A 15,147-nucleotide genomic window follows, 5' to 3' on the forward strand; every position below is an offset into this window, starting at 1 on the left:
AAATAATAAGCTTTATGAATTTTTTTGTTATAATACTAGCATAAGAAGTAAGAAAAATTGAGGAGAAAGAATGACCAAAATAGCAGTTCTTTCAGACATACATGGAAACACGACTGCCTTGGAAGCTGTACTGGCTGATGCTAAAGTGGCAAAGGTGGATGAGTACTGGCTTTTGGGGGATATTCTTATGCCTGGAACAGGACGTAGAAGGATTTTGGATCTCTTGGCTGATTTGCCCATCACTGCTAGAGTGCTGGGAAATTGGGAGGATAGTCTCTGGCGTGGTTTGCATCGCAAGCTAGATCTAACAAAAGCTAGTCATCGCTATCTCCTACGCCAATGCCAGTATATCTTAGAAGAGATTAGCCCTGAAGAAATCGAAGACCTCCACAATCAACCCATGCAAGTTCACCGTCGGTTCGGTAATTTGACGGTGGGAATCACTCACCATCTCCCTGATAAAAACTGGGGTAGAGAGTTGATTCATACGGGAAAACAAGAAGATTTTGATAGATTAGTGACGGAACCGCATGCCTCTATCGCAGTATATGGGCATATTCATCAACAGTTGCTTCGTTATGGAAGTGACGGACAGTTGATCCTTAATCCAGGATCCATTGGGCAACCCTTCTTTTTAGATGCGAAATTGCGTAAGGACCTGCGTGCCCAGTATATGATTTTAGAGTTTGATGAGACAGGTTTGGCTGATGTTGATTTTCGTCGAGTGGATTATGATGTAGAGGCTGAGTTGCAGCTGGCTAAGGATTTAAAGCTTCCTTATTTTCAGGTCTATTATGAAAGTTTGGTAAATGGGATTCACCACACTCATAACCAGGAACTTCTGTATGAAATTGCCCAAGAACAAGGGCATGATGCCGAGTTGGATGCATGGCTAGATAGTGGTAATAATTGACATTACAACGTAAAAGGGTATAATGAGTATCAGATAGGATGTGAAAGGAGAAGGAGATGCAAATTTCAAGTCGATTTACGATTGCAACGCATATGTTGATTATCATCGCTCTAGAAGGGAAGAAAACAAAAGTTACCAGTGATTTTTTGGCTGCTAGTGTTGGGGTCAATCCAGTTATTATCCGTAAAACCTTGTCCCAACTCAAAAATGCAGAGCTGATATCGGTTGCGCGTGGAACGGGCGGTACCGAGATTCTCAAAGACTTACAAGATATTAGTCTTTTTGATGTTTATCAGGCAGTTGAATGTTTAGGAAAATCTGGTAAACTCTTTAGTTTCCATGATAATCCCAACCCCAACTGTCCAGTAGGGGCCAATATTCATGAAGTTTTGGATCAAAAACTACTAGATATCCAAGAAGCGATGGAAAACCAACTCCGTCAGACGAGTCTGGCTCAGGTTGTGGCAGATGCAGAAGCAAGAATAGCAAAATAAGAGGACTAGGCTCCTCTTTTTCTATTACCATAATTATGGTACAATGTAGTCATCAAAGGAGGAGACTATGTACTTTATTACAGGATTTTTCGTCCTACTTTTTTTGATTTCATTTTTTAGGGACAATCGCAGTCTCTGGAATCCAGCTCTCTTGCTTTTATCTCTGCTCTTTTCTTACCTGTCTATTGCCAATCTTTTTTATGAAGCTGGACAGGAAGAAGTGCACATGATTTTCTTTGCAGTGATTTTTCTCTTGCTCCCTTTTTTAGTTTTTCTAAGTGGCTTTTTCCTGATTTATAATGGATTTGTGTTATTGAGAAAAGAAGGGAAATCCAAGGCAAATTATTTGTCTCTGGGGCTAGGGTGCGTGATTCTGTTCTTTTTTGTGATCATGGCGATTCGAATGAGCGATACCAATGGCTTGTTCTACACCAATCATCTAGTGAATATTTTCTTTTTCTTTCTGATCTACTCGTATTTGATTTTCGGCTTTGCCTTTGCAGGATTTCTACTTTATTCTATTCTGTATCTTTTTATTCCTAAGAAAAAACATTATGATTTTATTATTATTCACGGTGCAGGCTTATTGAATGGAGAAAAAGTAACTCCCTTACTTAAGAACCGTATTGACAAAGCCGTAGAGGCTTATCGTCAGTCGTCCAATCCCAACGTTAAACTCATTGCCAGTGGAGGTCGAGGTGGGGACGAGAAAATTTCTGAAGCTCAGGCAATTTGTAATTATTTGATGGAAGAGACGGATGTTCCGAGAGAAGCGATTCTCCTAGAGGAAGACTCAACGACGACTTATGAGAATCTTCTCTTCTCAAAAGAAATAGGAGAGAAACTGGTAGCAAATCCACGTTTTCTCTTTGTAACCAATGACTATCATGTTTTTCGGACCAGTACCTATGCTAGACAACTCCGTATGAAAGGAGATGGCTTGGCTTGTCGGACAGCTGGTTATTATATTCCCTCAGCCTTTATTCGTGAGTATGTAGCTCTTTGTGTAAAAATGAAATGGCTCTTTGTTGCCTTTTATATTTTATTAATTTTAGCTCTGATTTTCTCTTATAGAGGTGTTCTATGGTAATATGTGAAAAAAATCTCCGTTAGGAGATTTTTCGTAAAATTCATGTAGTCATTATTGTTCGATTTTGCTTATGGCAAAATGGCTTTTAGTTGTTTTAGAATAGTTTGTAAGGTTACGACCGCTTGCTTTTCTTGTTGTGGTTGGTAGAGTAGTTGGAAATACTTGCGAATAGTTTCTTCAAATTGCTTAGGGAGGAGTGTACAATTGGTCTTTGCGTACTCCAACATTCGTTTTTCACCAGGATGGGTTTGCTCATTGAGCGCAAATAACAAGTCAAAGTAGGAAGCAAAAAACTCACTCGTACGATGATTCATACTGAGAAGATCTTGGCGTTTGATAGCTTTTTCTATTTGGTGAGAGAAGGCAGGCATGGCTTGTTCTAGCAAAAGGAGTTGCCTTTCGATGATCTGTTTTTTGAGTTCCTGTGGATAGGGAATCTGGTAGGTTCTTTGGAGCGAAGCATAGTGTCCATTTGGGTCGTATAGAATCTTGCTGTGGAGTAGATTATGCCACATGCAAGTTGTATAGGCATTTTGAGCTTTGTGCTGAAAAACGGTTGAGTTCAATTCCTGTTCAAACGACTCCAGCGAACGATAAATCAACTCGATTTCGATACCGTTGTTTAGTACGCAGTCATCTTCTAATTCCCAAAACTGGTTTCCAATTTCCATATAGGAGCAATAGTTGCTAAGAATGATTTGACGAGTTTTTTCATCAATAGGTGAGTTAAGATAGACATAGACATCATAGTCAGAATTTTGATCATAGTTTTGTCCTGCACGAGAACCACCAAGAGCGATAGCTTCTACTTGTTCCAGTTGAGAGAATTCTTTGTAAAGGTCTTGGATCATTGTTTTTCTCCTTGCTTTATGGTTTTAAAGTCATTTTATCAAAAAGTAAAACGTTTGCATAGCATTAAGTTGCTGCTTTTTCATTTATAGCAAAAAATGTGAACCCTTGTTTTGAGTTCACATTTCTTTTTTTATTCTGCTGCTTGTTGCCAGCGTTTGGCTAGCATGCGGGATAAGCTTGAAATCGCTAGGTTAAAGCTGAAATAGATCAAGGCAATCAGGATATAAAGGCTGAAGACCTGCTCTGGCTCGAAATAGCGTCCCATGAGAATTTGGCTAGCCCCAAAGAGTTCTTGCAGCGCGATAACAGAGTAGAGGAGGCTGGTATCCTTAATCACGGTTACAAACTGAGAAATGATAGCTGGCAACATTTTACGGATCGCTTGTGGGAGAATGATGTAGTAGAGGATTTGCGCAGAGGTGAATCCTTGCGACATTCCTGCTTCATGCTGGCCCTTGTCCACGGCATTGAGGCCGCCTCGGATAATCTCAGCCAGGGCTGCTGAGGTAAAGAGGGTAAAGGCTGTAATACCAGCTGGCGTGGACTTCATCTTAAACACCAAAAAGATGGTGAAAATCCAGAGAAGGTTGGGAACGTTACGTACAAACTCGATATAAATGCTGGAGATGATCCGTAAGACAGGATTTTTCCCATTTCTCATGACGGCTAGTACTGTTCCGATAAGGGTCGAGAGGACGATAGCAATCAGAGAAATGTAGAGGGTCAAGCCGAATCCTTTAAAGATAAAGACTAGGTTATCTGGGGTCAAAACTTCTAAAATAGATTCCATAGTAACCTCCTAAAGTGAATAGGCTTTTTTGTTGGCTTGCTCCATCTTGCGGCCAAACTGGGCAACAGGGAAGCATAGGGCAAAGTAGAGAAGAGCAGCACCTAAAAAGGCTGGGATGTAGTTTCCGTTGAGAGCCGACCAAGACTTAGTCACAAACATCAAGTCCACTCCAGAGATGATGGCAACTGTAGAGGTATTCTTGATGAGGTTAACGATTTGATTGGTCAAAGGTGGGAGAATGATGCGGAAAGCCTGAGGCAAGATAATCAAGCGCATGGCACTGATATAGGTAAAACCTTGCGACAAGGCGGCCTCCATCTGACCACTAGGAATAGACTGAATCCCTGAACGAATAACCTCAGCGATATAAGCGCCGTGATAGAGTCCCACGCAGAGAACAGCTGTCCAATAAATGGGAATCATGATGGTATGGTCACTGATAAGAGGCAAACCATAGAAGACGATGACAAACTGTACCAAGAGGGGAGTATTTTGATAAAATTCGACAAAGATACGAGCCAAAACGCGCAAGAATGGGCGTTTACTGGTTGACATGGCCCCGAAGAAGATGCCTAAAACCATGGCGAGGATAAAGGAACCAATCGCTAGGGCAAGGGTGAAGAGGAAACCATTGAAAAATTGTCCAAAATCCTGAAAATAGGCTGTCCAAGATGATAAATTTGTCATGGGGTGTCCTCCTTAATCTGCGGTATGGCTAGATGGTTTGAGCTTGTAACGGTCATAGAGTTTCTGCAAACTACCGTCCTTGGTCCATTTAGTGACCAAGGTATCAAGATAGTTGTGTAGCTCGGTATTTGATTTCTTGGTGACGATACCGTAGTCAGATGGCTTGAAACTATCATCTAGTAGTTCTGTTCGTTTACTGGTGTAGCCAGACAGGATAGAGCGGTCCACGGAAAAGGCATCAATACGGTGAGCGTGAAGGGAAGTAATCAATTCTGGGTAGGAACCAAGTTCGACGAATTTAAAGGTTAGACCTTTCTTTTTACCCAGTTCAGTAATCAGGCGTTGGGTGATGGAGCCTTGAGCAACCCCAATGGTTTTACCGTTTAGGTCCTCAATGCTTTTAATGTTGGCAGATTTATTGACCAAAAAACCAGAAGCATCCGTATAGTAGGGACTGGTGAAGTTGTATAATTTTTTACGCTCGTCTGTGATAGTGAAGGTCGCGATATCCAAATCGACCTGTTCATTGTCTAGTAGTGGACCGCGGGTTTGAGCGGTAACCGGAACGTAGCGAATCTTGACCTTGAGTTCATCTGCAATCATCTTGGCCAAGTCGGTTTCGATACCAGAATAAGTCCCTGTCTTGGGATCCTTGTAGCCAAAATTCGGAACGTCTTGTTTGACACCGACAACTAATTCGCCTCTTTTTTGAATGTCTGCCACACTAGTATCGGCTTGGACTGGTTTGGCAGCAACAAGGCTGAAAAGGCTGATCAATAATGCTGATAAAAAGAATTTCTTTTTCATAGGCGCCTCCTTATTTGACTTTGTCACTTTCGTGGTTGATAATTTTGCTGAGGAATTGTTGGGCACGAGGTTCGCTTGGATTGTCGAAAAAGTCATCGACATCTGTCGTATCCACCAAAACTTCTCCGTCGGCCATAAAGATGATACGGTCAGCAACTTCACGGGCAAAGCCCATTTCGTGGGTAACGATGATCATGTTCATCCCGTCGTGTGCTAGTTTTTGCATAACTGCTAGTACATCACCGATAGTCTCAGGATCAAGAGCAGATGTTGGCTCATCAAAGAGGAGGAGTTCGGGATGCATAGCGAGTCCGCGTGCGATGGCAATCCGTTGTTTTTGTCCACCAGATAGCATGGCTGGATAGGAATCTTTCTTGTCCCACATATTTACAAATTCCAGATATTTTTGGGCTGTTTTTTCAGCTTCTTTTTTATCAATTCCTAGAACTTTAACGGGTGCAAGTGTCACATTTTCTAACACTGTTTTGTGTGGATAAAGGTTAAAATGTTGGAAAACCATGCCGACTTCCTTACGAAGAGGAACTAAATCTTTCTGACTAGCACCTGCTACTTGGTGTCCATTGACTAGGAGACTTCCTTTGTCAACAGCCTCTAAACCATTTATAGTACGGATAAGAGTGGACTTTCCAGAACCAGAAGGTCCAAGCAGGACAACAACTTGTCCTTTTTCAAAACGGAGATTGATGTCGCGGAGTGCGTGGTAGTCTCCGTAATATTTTTCGACGTGTTTAAATTCTACTAAAGCCATGAGAGATCTCCTTTGTGTTAGATTTTATAACATGATTCTACAACAAAAGAATGTTCTTGTCAAATCATATCTGAAAAAAATTCACTAAAATTTTATAAAAAAGCAATCTGAATAGAGAAAATGCCTAAATCATGTTATAATGAAACGATAGAATTCTTAGAAAGAGTGGATGTTTTTTTGATAACTCCTACTTATGAATGGCAGTTTGCCCCGCAGGTTGAAGATGCGGATTTTACAAAGATAGCCAAGAAGGCTGGACTGGGTCCTGAGGTGGCTCGATTATTATTTGAGAGAGGGATTCAGGATGAGGAAAGTCTGAAGAAGTTTTTAGAACCTTCTTTGGAAGACTTACATGATCCCTATCTGCTCCATGATATGGACAAGGCAGTAGAACGGATTCGTCAGGCCATTGAAGAAGGGGAAAATATTCTCATCTATGGAGACTACGATGCGGATGGTATGACTTCAGCGTCGATTGTGAAGGAAAGTTTGGAACAGCTTGGCGCCGAGTGCCGTGTTTATTTGCCAAATCGTTTTACCGATGGCTATGGACCAAATGCCAGTGTCTATAAATACTTTATCGAGCAAGAGGGAATTTCCTTGATTGTGACGGTGGATAATGGGGTTGCAGGTCATGAAGCTATTGAACTAGCTCAGTCTATGGGAGTGGATGTCATTGTGACTGACCACCATTCCATGCCGGAATCCCTTCCTGATGCCTATGCGATTGTTCATCCTGAGCATCCAGATTCGGACTATCCCTTCAGATATTTGGCTGGTTGTGGAGTGGCCTTTAAGCTAGCTTGTGCCCTTTTAGAGGAAGTACAAGTGGAGCTGCTCGATTTGGTCGCCATCGGAACTATTGCAGATATGGTGAGCTTGACAGATGAAAACCGTATCTTGGTCCAATATGGTCTGGAAATGTTGGGACATACTCAGCGCATCGGTCTGCAAGAAATGCTAGACATGGCTGGGATTGCTGCCAATGAAGTGACAGAAGAAACGGTTGGCTTTCAGATTGCCCCTCGTTTAAATGCCTTAGGCCGCTTGGATGATCCCAACCCTGCCATTGATTTGTTGACTGGCTTTGATGATGAGGAAGCGCATGAAATTGCCCTTATGATTCATCAGAAAAACGAAGAGCGCAAGGAAACCGTCCAATCTATCTATGAAGAAGCCAAGACCATGGTGGATCCTGAGAAGAAGGTCCAAGTTTTAGCCAAGGAAGGCTGGAATCCTGGCGTTCTGGGTATCGTTGCTGGTCGTTTGTTGGAAGAACTAGGGCAGACAGTCATCGTTCTTAATATAGAGGACGGTCGTGCCAAGGGCAGTGCTCGTAGCGTGGAAGCGGTCGATATTTTTGAGGCACTGGATCCCCATCGAGACCTCTTTATCGCCTTTGGCGGCCATGCTGGTGCAGCGGGAATGACGCTGGAAGTTGAGAAACTTTCAGATTTATCTCAGGTCTTGGAAGACTATGTCCGTGAAAAAGGCGCAGATGCTAGTGGTAAGAACAAGTTAAACCTAGATGAAGAGCTGGATTTGGAGACTTTGAGTCTTGAAACAGTCAAGAGTTTTGAGCGCTTGGCGCCTTTTGGAATGGACAATCAGAAACCTGTCTTTTATATCAAGGATTTTCAGGTCGAAAGTGCCCGTACTATGGGGGCCGGCAATGCCCACCTCAAACTAAAAATTTCCAAGGGTGAGGCGAGTTTTGAAGTAGTAGCCTTCGGACAAGGTAGATGGGCGACAGAGTTTGCTCAAACAAAAAACTTAGAATTGGCAGTCACCCTTTCTGTCAATCAATGGAATGGCCAAACTGCCCTCCAGTTGATGATGGTAGATGCGCGTGTGGAGGGTGTTCAACTCTTTAATATTCGCGGGAAGAATGCAGTCTTGCCAGAAGGGGTTCCAGCCTTGGATTTCTCTGAAGAGTTGCCAGATCTAGCGACCAGTGAAGCGGTTGTTGTAAAAACCATTCCTGAGGATATTACCTTGCTTAAGACTATATTTAAGGAACAGAATTTCTCTGCTGTCTATTTCAAAAACGACATTGACAAGGCCTACTATCTGACAGGTTATGGAACTAGAGAACAGTTTGCAAAATTGTACAAGACTATTTACCAGTTCCCAGAGTTTGATATTCGCTATAAACTCAAGGATTTGGCGGCTTATCTCAATATCCAACAAATCTTGCTGGTCAAGATGATTCAAGTCTTTGAGGAACTGGGCTTTGTAACTATCAAAGATGGTATCATGACAGTCAATAAAGAAGCACCAAAGCGAGAGATAGGAGAAAGTCAGATTTACCAAAATCTCAAACAAACCGTTAAAGACCAAGAAATCATGGCGCTGGGTACGGTGCAGGAAATGTATGATTTCTTAATGGCAGAAAACTAGAAGATAGGAAAGAGTTGGGCAACCAGCTCTTTTTTTGAAAACAAATCTTCATTTTGAAAATCATCAAAAAAATGATATAATGGTAGGAAAAGATTCGGCTGAAAGTTTTAGAACTTTTAGAATAAGAGGGTAAACCTACCCTATAATCATGATAAATTAAGTTTCGGAGGAAAAATGAGTAATATCAGTTTAACAACACTTGGTGGTGTACGAGAAAATGGGAAAAATATGTACATTGCTGAAATCGATGAATCTATCTTTATTTTGGATGCAGGACTTAAATACCCTGAAAATGAACAACTAGGGGTTGATGTCGTCATTCCAAATATGGACTACCTTTTTGAAAATAGCGACCGTATCGCAGGAGTCTTTTTGACCCACGGACACGCGGATGCCATTGGTGCCCTGCCTTATCTTTTGGCAGAGGCTAAGGTTCCTGTGTTTGGCTCTGAGTTGACCATTGAGTTGGCGAAACTTTTTGTCAAAGGAAATGATACGGTTAAGAAATTCAATGACTTCCATGTGATTGATGAAAATACGGAGATTGACTTTGGAGGAACTGTAGTTTCCTTCTTCCGTACAACTCACTCCATCCCAGAAAGTTTGGGAGTCGTCTTGAAAACTCCAAAGGGCAGCATTGTTTATACAGGTGACTTCAAGTTTGATCAGACGGCTAGTAAATCCTATGCGACGGATTTTGGCCGTTTGGCAGAAATTGGCCGTGATGGTGTCTTGGCGCTCCTCAGTGATTCTGCGAATGCAGACAGCAATATCCAGGTAGCGAGTGAGAGTGAAGTTGGGGATGAAATTACCCAGACCATTGCAGACTGGGAAGGTCGTATCATCGTTGCGGCAGTTGCCAGCAACCTCTCTCGTATCCAGCAGGTCTTTGATGCTGCTGCGGATACAGGTCGTCGAGTTGTTTTGACTGGTTTTGATGTTGAAAATATCGTCCGAACAGCGATTCGTCTCAAAAAATTGTCTTTGGCCAATGAAAGTCTGTTAATCAAACCAAAAGAAATGTCTCGTTTTGAAGACCATGAGTTGATTATCCTTGAGACTGGTCGTATGGGTGAGCCTATCAATGGACTTCGTAAGATGTCCATCGGCCGCCACCGCTATGTGGAAATCAAAGATGGGGACTTGGTTTATATCGTAACGACTCCATCTATCGCCAAAGAAGCTGTCATGGCGCGTGTGGAAAATATGATCTACCAAGCTGGTGGTGTGGTGAAACTCATTACCCAAAGCTTGCGAGTATCAGGACACGGGAATGCGCGTGATTTACAGTTGATGATCAATCTCTTGCAACCAAAATACCTCTTCCCTATCCAGGGGGAATACCGTGAGTTGGATGCGCATGCCAAGGCTGCCATGGCAGTTGGAATGTTGCCAGAACGCATTTTCATCCCTAAAAAGGGAACTACCATGTCTTACGAGCATGGAGACTTTGTCCCGGCTGGAGGAGTTTCTGCAGGTGATGTCTTGATTGATGGAAATGCCATCGGAGATGTTGGAAATGTCGTCCTTCGTGACCGTAAGGTCTTGTCAGAGGATGGAATCTTTATCGTGGCGATCACTGTCAACCGTCGTGAGAAGAAGATTGTGGCTAAGGCTCGCGTCCATACGCGTGGATTTGTCTATCTCAAGAAGAGTCGTGACATTCTCCGTGAAAGTTCTGAATTGATTAACCAAACGGTAGAAGAATATCTTCAAGGTGATGATTTTGACTGGGCAGATCTCAAAGGTAAGGTTCGTGATAATCTGACCAAGTACCTCTTTGATCAAACCAAGCGTCGCCCAGCAATCTTGCCAGTCGTGATGGAAGCAAAATAATAAGCAGAATACCTACAGAAAAAGTCGAAATTCGGCTTTTTCTTATAGAATAGTAAAAGGAGAAAATCATGGCAGTTATGAATATTGAGTATTACTCAGAAGTTTTGGATATGGAGTGGGGTGTTACCGTACTCTATCCGGATGCCAGTCGGGTGACTGAACCAGATTGTACAGATATTCCTGTCCTTTATCTTTTGCACGGAATGTCAGGAAATCAAAATAGCTGGCTCAAGCGTACCAATGTCGAACGCTTGTTGCGCGGAACCAATCTCATTGTTATCATGCCCAATACTAGCAATGGCTGGTACACAGATACCCAGTATGGTTTTGACTACTTTACTGCTCTAGCAGAAGAGTTGCCTCAGGTTATGAAACGTTTCTTCCCCAATATGACCAGCAAGCGAGAAAAGACCTTCATAGCAGGTCTATCCATGGGTGGTTACGGTTCCTTCAAACTTGCTCTATCGACAAATCGTTTTTCTCATGCGGCTAGTTTTTCTGGTGCGCTCAGTTTTCAGGAATTTTCTCCTGAAAGTCAGGATCTGGGGTCACTTGCCTACTGGCGAGGAGTTTTTGGAGAGATTAAAGACTGGACATCTAGTCCTCATTCGCTTGAAAGCATGGCTGCAAAATCCGATAAAAAGACCAAACTATGGGCTTGGTGTGGTGAGCAAGACTATCTATACTCTGCCAATAATCTCGCAGTGAAAAACCTCAAAAAGCTTGGTTTTGAAGTGACCTATAGTCATAGTCCAGGTAAGCACGAGTGGTACTACTGGGAAAAACAATTGGAACGTTTTTTAGCTACACTACCAATTGACTTTGTTTTGGAAGAACGTTTATCTTAGTTTTAGGTTTCTTTCAGCTTTTCTCAGTAAAATAGAGAATCTATCTTGATCAAGGAAAATGCGATTTCAAGATAGGTTCTTATTTTTATGAAAGGTGGAATGTCATGTTCTGGATTATTCGATTATTCTTCCGATTTCTGTTGGGAATTTGGCGTTTCTTCTGGCGTCTGGTTTGGACTGTGGTCATTCTACTGCTCATTGCCTTTGGAGTGGTTTGGTATCTGTCTGGTGATTTTCATTCTGCGGTCAATCAGGTTGAAAAAATGAGCCAGATTGGTCAAGATGGCTGGAATCAATGGCAGGAGACGGGAACGCTGGAAGTCTTATCTCAGACAGACAGTCACCAACATGCAGAAGGCAAGTGGGCTCAGGCCTCAGCTCGCATCTATATTGAGCCTCAAATGGATGAGACCTTCCAAGGTGCCTATGCAGAAGCCATAAAAAACTGGAATCAAACGGGAGCCTTTACCTTTGAGGTGGTTGCGGATCCTAGCCAGGCAGATATTGTGGCAAGTGAGATGAATGATGGATCGACCGCTGTAGCAGGTCAAGCCGAGAGTCAAACCAATTTGTTAACCAATCAATTTATATCTGTAACAGTTCGCCTGAATCACTATTATCTATCCAATCCAAGTTATGGTTATTCCTATGAACGGATCGTGCACACGGCGGAACATGAATTGGGGCATGCCATCGGATTGGATCATACCAACGAGATTTCTGTCATGCAGCCAGCAGGTTCCTACTATGGAATTCAGCCTCAGGATGTGACAGCTGTTCAAGAACTCTATACCAGTAGCGATTAGATGAAGTCGGTACAATCTAAAATGAAATCAAAGCTCCTCCATCAAGCGGCGGGTGGGGCTTTTTGTTCGTCCTGTTACGGCCTTTTTGCTATAATGGAACTATGAATAACTTAATCAAATCAAAACTGGAGCTCTTGCCGACCAGCCCTGGTTGTTACATTCACAAGGATAAAAATGGCACTATTATCTATGTAGGAAAGGCTAAAAATCTGCGTAACCGCGTGCGGTCTTATTTCCGTGGAAGTCATGATACCAAGACAGAGGCTCTGGTGTCTGAAATTGTGGATTTTGAATTTATCGTCACCGAGTCTAATATTGAGGCCCTCCTGCTGGAAATCAACCTCATCAAGGAAAACAAGCCCAAGTACAATATCATGCTCAAGGATGATAAGTCTTACCCTTTTATCAAAATCACCAATGAGCGCTATCCTCGCTTGATTATCACCCGTCAGGTCAAAAAGGATGGAGGTCTTTATTTTGGACCTTATCCCGATGTCGGTGCGGCCAATGAAATCAAGAGGCTTCTAGATAGGATTTTCCCTTTTCGTAAGTGTACCAATCCGCCGTCTAAGGTCTGTTTTTATTACCATATCGGTCAATGTATGGCTCACACTATCTGTAAAAAAGATGAGGCTTATTTCAAGTCCATGGCCCAGGAGGTTTCTGATTTCCTAAAAGGGCAGGATGACAAAATCATTGATGACCTCAAGGGAAAAATGGCTGCGGCAGCTCAGACTATGGAGTTTGAACGTGCGGCGGAATACCGTGACCTGATTCAGGCGATTGGAACGCTTCGGACCAAGCAAAGGGTCATGGCGAAAGATTTGCAAAATCGGGATGTCTTTGGTTACTATGTGGATAAGGGCTGGATGTGTGTTCAGGTTTTCTTTGTTCGTCAAGGAAAACTCATCGAGCGGGATGTTAATCTTTTCCCTTACTATAACGATCCGGATGAGGACTTCTTGACCTATGTGGGACAGTTTTATCAAGAAAAATCTCACCTGGTTCCCAATGAGGTACTGATTCCGCAGGATATCGATGAAGAAGCAGTCAAGGCTTTGGTGGATACCAAGATTCTCAAACCTCAGCGTGGTGAGAAAAAACAACTGGTCAATTTAGCTATAAAGAATGCCCGTGTTAGTCTGGAGCAGAAGTTCAATCTGCTAGAAAAATCTGTCGAAAAGACCCAAGGGGCTATTGAAAATCTAGGACGCTTGCTCCAAATCCCGACTCCGGTTCGCATCGAGTCCTTCGATAACTCTAATATCATGGGAACTAGCCCTGTTTCAGCTATGGTGGTCTTTGTTAATGGCAAACCAAGTAAGAAGGATTACCGTAAGTACAAGATAAAAACGGTTGTTGGCCCGGACGATTATGCTAGTATGAGAGAAGTCATTCGCAGACGCTATGGTCGAGTCCAGCGTGACGGTTTGACTCCTCCAGATTTGATTGTCCTAGATGGGGGACAAGGTCAAGTCAATATCGCTAAGCAAGTCATTCAAGAGGAGCTGGGCTTGGATATCCCAATTGCAGGCCTGCAAAAGAATGACAAGCACCAAACCCATGAATTGCTCTTTGGAGATCCGCTGGAAGTAGTGGAGTTATCTCGCAATTCTCAGGAATTTTTCCTCCTCCAACGCATCCAAGATGAGGTGCACCGCTTTGCCATCACCTTCCACCGTCAACTACGCTCCAAAAACTCCTTTTCATCACAACTGGATGGGATTGACGGTCTAGGACCTAAACGCAAGCAGAATCTTATGAAGCATTTCAAGTCTCTAACTAAAATCAAGGAAGCCAGTGTGGATGAGATTGTCGAAGTTGGGGTACCAAGAACAGTCGCAGAAGCTGTGCAGAGAAAGTTGAACCCTCAGGAAGAAGTGGAATTAGCTCAAGTAGCGGAAGAGAGAGTAGATTACCAAACGGAAGGAGATTATCATGAATCATAAAATCGTAATTTTATCAGATATTCATGGCAATGCGACGGCGCTAGAAGCGGTGATTGCAGATGCTAAAACTCAAGGAGCCAGTGAATATTGGCTTATGGGAGACATTTTCCTCCCTGGTCCAGGTGCAAATGACCTGGTCTCTCTGCTAAAAGACCTTCCTATCACGGCAAGTGTTCGAGGCAATTGGGATGATTGTGTCCTTGAGGCTTTAGATGGGCAATATGGCTTAGAAGACTCACAGGAAGTCCAGCTCTTGCGTATGACGCAGTATTTGATGGAGCGAATGGATCTTGAAACGATTGTCTGGCTACGAAGCTTACCTATGCTAGAAAAGAAAGAAGTTGATGGACTGCGCTTTTCTCTTTCTCATAATTTGCCTGATAAGAACTATGGAGGAGACTTGCTGGTTGACAATGATACGGAGAAGTTTGACCAACTCCTAGATGAGGAAACGGACGTGGCAGTCTATGGTCATGTCCACAAGCAGTTGCTTCGTTACGGTAGTCAAGGGCAACAAATCATCAATCCAGGTTCGATTGGTATGCCCTATTTTAACTGGGAGGCGTTAAAAAATCACCGTGCCCAGTATGCCGTGATAGAAGTGGAAGATGGGGAATTGGTAAATATTCTATTCCGAAAAGTTTCATATGATTATGAAGCAGAATTAGAATTGGCCAAGTCTAAGGACCTTCCCTTTATCGAAATGTATGAAGAGCTACGACGAGAAGACAACTATCGGGGGCACAATCTGGAACTTTTAGCTAGTTTAATTGAAAAGCATGGGTATATAGAGGATGTAAAGAATTATTTTGATTTCTTGCAAAGTGAGAAATAAAGCGGGCAGCCCTTATTTCGAAGTGAGGTTTATAGTCGAATTGCTTAGAAGAGAGTCAGACGATAAGGAAG

14 protein-coding genes are annotated in these 15,147 nt (G+C 42.8%); 9 read left to right on the forward strand and 5 right to left on the reverse strand.

What is annotated here, in order from left to right:
* The first annotated feature begins 70 nt into the window (after positions 1 to 70).
* From E2R31_RS06875 to E2R31_RS06885, 3 genes are all read left to right on the forward strand, one after another.
* Positions 71 to 913 carry a metallophosphoesterase family protein gene (locus E2R31_RS06875; protein WP_000161103.1) on the forward strand — a complete coding sequence of 281 codons (843 nt, stop codon included), beginning with the start codon at positions 71 to 73 and terminating at the stop codon, positions 911 to 913.
* A 56-nt stretch (positions 914 to 969) separates the two neighbouring features.
* Entirely contained in the window at positions 970 to 1,407 is a 438-nt protein-coding gene (locus E2R31_RS06880; RefSeq protein WP_001167385.1) for an Rrf2 family transcriptional regulator, read from the forward strand.
* Positions 1,408 to 1,474: 67 nt separating this feature from the next.
* The gene (locus tag E2R31_RS06885; protein ID WP_000273629.1) at positions 1,475 to 2,497 is read left to right on the forward strand and encodes a YdcF family protein; all 1,023 of its coding nucleotides are present in this window, start codon (positions 1,475 to 1,477) and stop codon (positions 2,495 to 2,497) included.
* A 68-nt stretch (positions 2,498 to 2,565) separates the two neighbouring features.
* On the opposite strand, the gene E2R31_RS06890 is transcribed toward E2R31_RS06885, so the two are convergent.
* From E2R31_RS06890 to E2R31_RS06910, 5 genes are all read right to left on the reverse strand, one after another.
* On the reverse strand, positions 2,566 to 3,348 hold the full coding sequence (locus tag E2R31_RS06890) for a DUF4037 domain-containing protein (protein WP_000613846.1): 783 nt from the start codon (positions 3,346 to 3,348) through the stop codon (positions 2,566 to 2,568).
* Positions 3,349 to 3,479: 131 nt separating this feature from the next.
* Positions 3,480 to 4,139 carry an amino acid ABC transporter permease gene (locus E2R31_RS06895; RefSeq protein WP_132973615.1) on the reverse strand — a complete coding sequence of 220 codons (660 nt, stop codon included), beginning with the start codon at positions 4,137 to 4,139 and terminating at the stop codon, positions 3,480 to 3,482.
* Between the two features lie 9 nt (positions 4,140 to 4,148).
* Positions 4,149 to 4,826 (reverse strand): amino acid ABC transporter permease, encoded by a 678-nt coding sequence (locus E2R31_RS06900; protein WP_000183469.1) that lies wholly within the window; start codon positions 4,824 to 4,826, stop codon positions 4,149 to 4,151.
* Positions 4,827 to 4,838: 12 nt separating this feature from the next.
* The gene (locus E2R31_RS06905) at positions 4,839 to 5,633 is read right to left on the reverse strand and encodes a transporter substrate-binding domain-containing protein (RefSeq protein WP_132973617.1); all 795 of its coding nucleotides are present in this window, start codon (positions 5,631 to 5,633) and stop codon (positions 4,839 to 4,841) included.
* Positions 5,634 to 5,643: 10 nt separating this feature from the next.
* On the reverse strand, positions 5,644 to 6,402 hold the full coding sequence (locus tag E2R31_RS06910; protein ID WP_001229578.1) for an amino acid ABC transporter ATP-binding protein: 759 nt from the start codon (positions 6,400 to 6,402) through the stop codon (positions 5,644 to 5,646).
* Between the two features lie 177 nt (positions 6,403 to 6,579).
* Here E2R31_RS06910 and recJ point away from each other — a divergent pair, with 177 nt between their 5' ends.
* From recJ to E2R31_RS06940, 6 genes are all read left to right on the forward strand, one after another.
* Complete coding sequence (gene recJ, locus E2R31_RS06915; RefSeq protein ID WP_165941818.1) at positions 6,580 to 8,802, forward strand: single-stranded-DNA-specific exonuclease RecJ; 2,223 nt, start codon at positions 6,580 to 6,582, stop codon at positions 8,800 to 8,802.
* Positions 8,803 to 8,976: 174 nt separating this feature from the next.
* Entirely contained in the window at positions 8,977 to 10,638 is a 1,662-nt protein-coding gene (locus E2R31_RS06920) for a ribonuclease J (RefSeq protein ID WP_132973619.1), read from the forward strand.
* 68 nt (positions 10,639 to 10,706) lie between these two features.
* Positions 10,707 to 11,486, forward strand: a complete 780-nt coding sequence (locus E2R31_RS06925) for an alpha/beta hydrolase (protein WP_132973621.1) — start codon at positions 10,707 to 10,709, stop codon at positions 11,484 to 11,486.
* A 104-nt stretch (positions 11,487 to 11,590) separates the two neighbouring features.
* A complete protein-coding gene (locus tag E2R31_RS06930; RefSeq protein ID WP_132973623.1) occupies positions 11,591 to 12,292 on the forward strand; it encodes a M57 family metalloprotease in 702 nt (233 codons plus the stop codon).
* 101 nt (positions 12,293 to 12,393) lie between these two features.
* Positions 12,394 to 14,241: an excinuclease ABC subunit UvrC gene (gene uvrC, locus E2R31_RS06935; RefSeq protein WP_084946363.1), complete on the forward strand. Its 1,848-nt coding sequence runs from the start codon at positions 12,394 to 12,396 to the stop codon at positions 14,239 to 14,241.
* On the forward strand, positions 14,231 to 15,076 hold the full coding sequence (locus E2R31_RS06940) for a metallophosphoesterase family protein (RefSeq protein WP_132973625.1): 846 nt from the start codon (positions 14,231 to 14,233) through the stop codon (positions 15,074 to 15,076). The genes uvrC and E2R31_RS06940 overlap by 11 nt, the downstream gene beginning before the upstream one ends.
* Positions 15,077 to 15,147: the final 71 nt, after the last annotated feature.

Origin of the sequence: Streptococcus downii (genome assembly GCF_004353325.1) — a bacterium.
In the GTDB taxonomy this organism is placed as follows: Bacteria; Bacillota; Bacilli; order Lactobacillales; family Streptococcaceae; genus Streptococcus; species Streptococcus downii.

Coding starts and splice junctions, on each gene's coding strand:
- E2R31_RS06890 (WP_000613846.1), bottom strand. CDS start 3,348: ATGATCCAAGACCTTTACAAAGAATTCTCTCAACTGGAACAAGTAGAA.
- E2R31_RS06880 (WP_001167385.1), top strand. CDS start 970: ATGCAAATTTCAAGTCGATTTACGATTGCAACGCATATGTTGATTATC.
- E2R31_RS06940 (WP_132973625.1), top strand. CDS start 14,231: ATGAATCATAAAATCGTAATTTTATCAGATATTCATGGCAATGCGACG.
- E2R31_RS06895 (WP_132973615.1), bottom strand. CDS start 4,139: ATGGAATCTATTTTAGAAGTTTTGACCCCAGATAACCTAGTCTTTATC.
- E2R31_RS06910 (WP_001229578.1), bottom strand. CDS start 6,402: ATGGCTTTAGTAGAATTTAAACACGTCGAAAAATATTACGGAGACTAC.
- E2R31_RS06925 (WP_132973621.1), top strand. CDS start 10,707: ATGGCAGTTATGAATATTGAGTATTACTCAGAAGTTTTGGATATGGAG.
- E2R31_RS06920 (WP_132973619.1), top strand. CDS start 8,977: ATGAGTAATATCAGTTTAACAACACTTGGTGGTGTACGAGAAAATGGG.
- E2R31_RS06875 (WP_000161103.1), top strand. CDS start 71: ATGACCAAAATAGCAGTTCTTTCAGACATACATGGAAACACGACTGCC.
- E2R31_RS06930 (WP_132973623.1), top strand. CDS start 11,591: ATGTTCTGGATTATTCGATTATTCTTCCGATTTCTGTTGGGAATTTGG.
- E2R31_RS06885 (WP_000273629.1), top strand. CDS start 1,475: ATGTACTTTATTACAGGATTTTTCGTCCTACTTTTTTTGATTTCATTT.
- E2R31_RS06905 (WP_132973617.1), bottom strand. CDS start 5,633: ATGAAAAAGAAATTCTTTTTATCAGCATTATTGATCAGCCTTTTCAGC.
- uvrC (WP_084946363.1), top strand. CDS start 12,394: ATGAATAACTTAATCAAATCAAAACTGGAGCTCTTGCCGACCAGCCCT.
- E2R31_RS06900 (WP_000183469.1), bottom strand. CDS start 4,826: ATGACAAATTTATCATCTTGGACAGCCTATTTTCAGGATTTTGGACAA.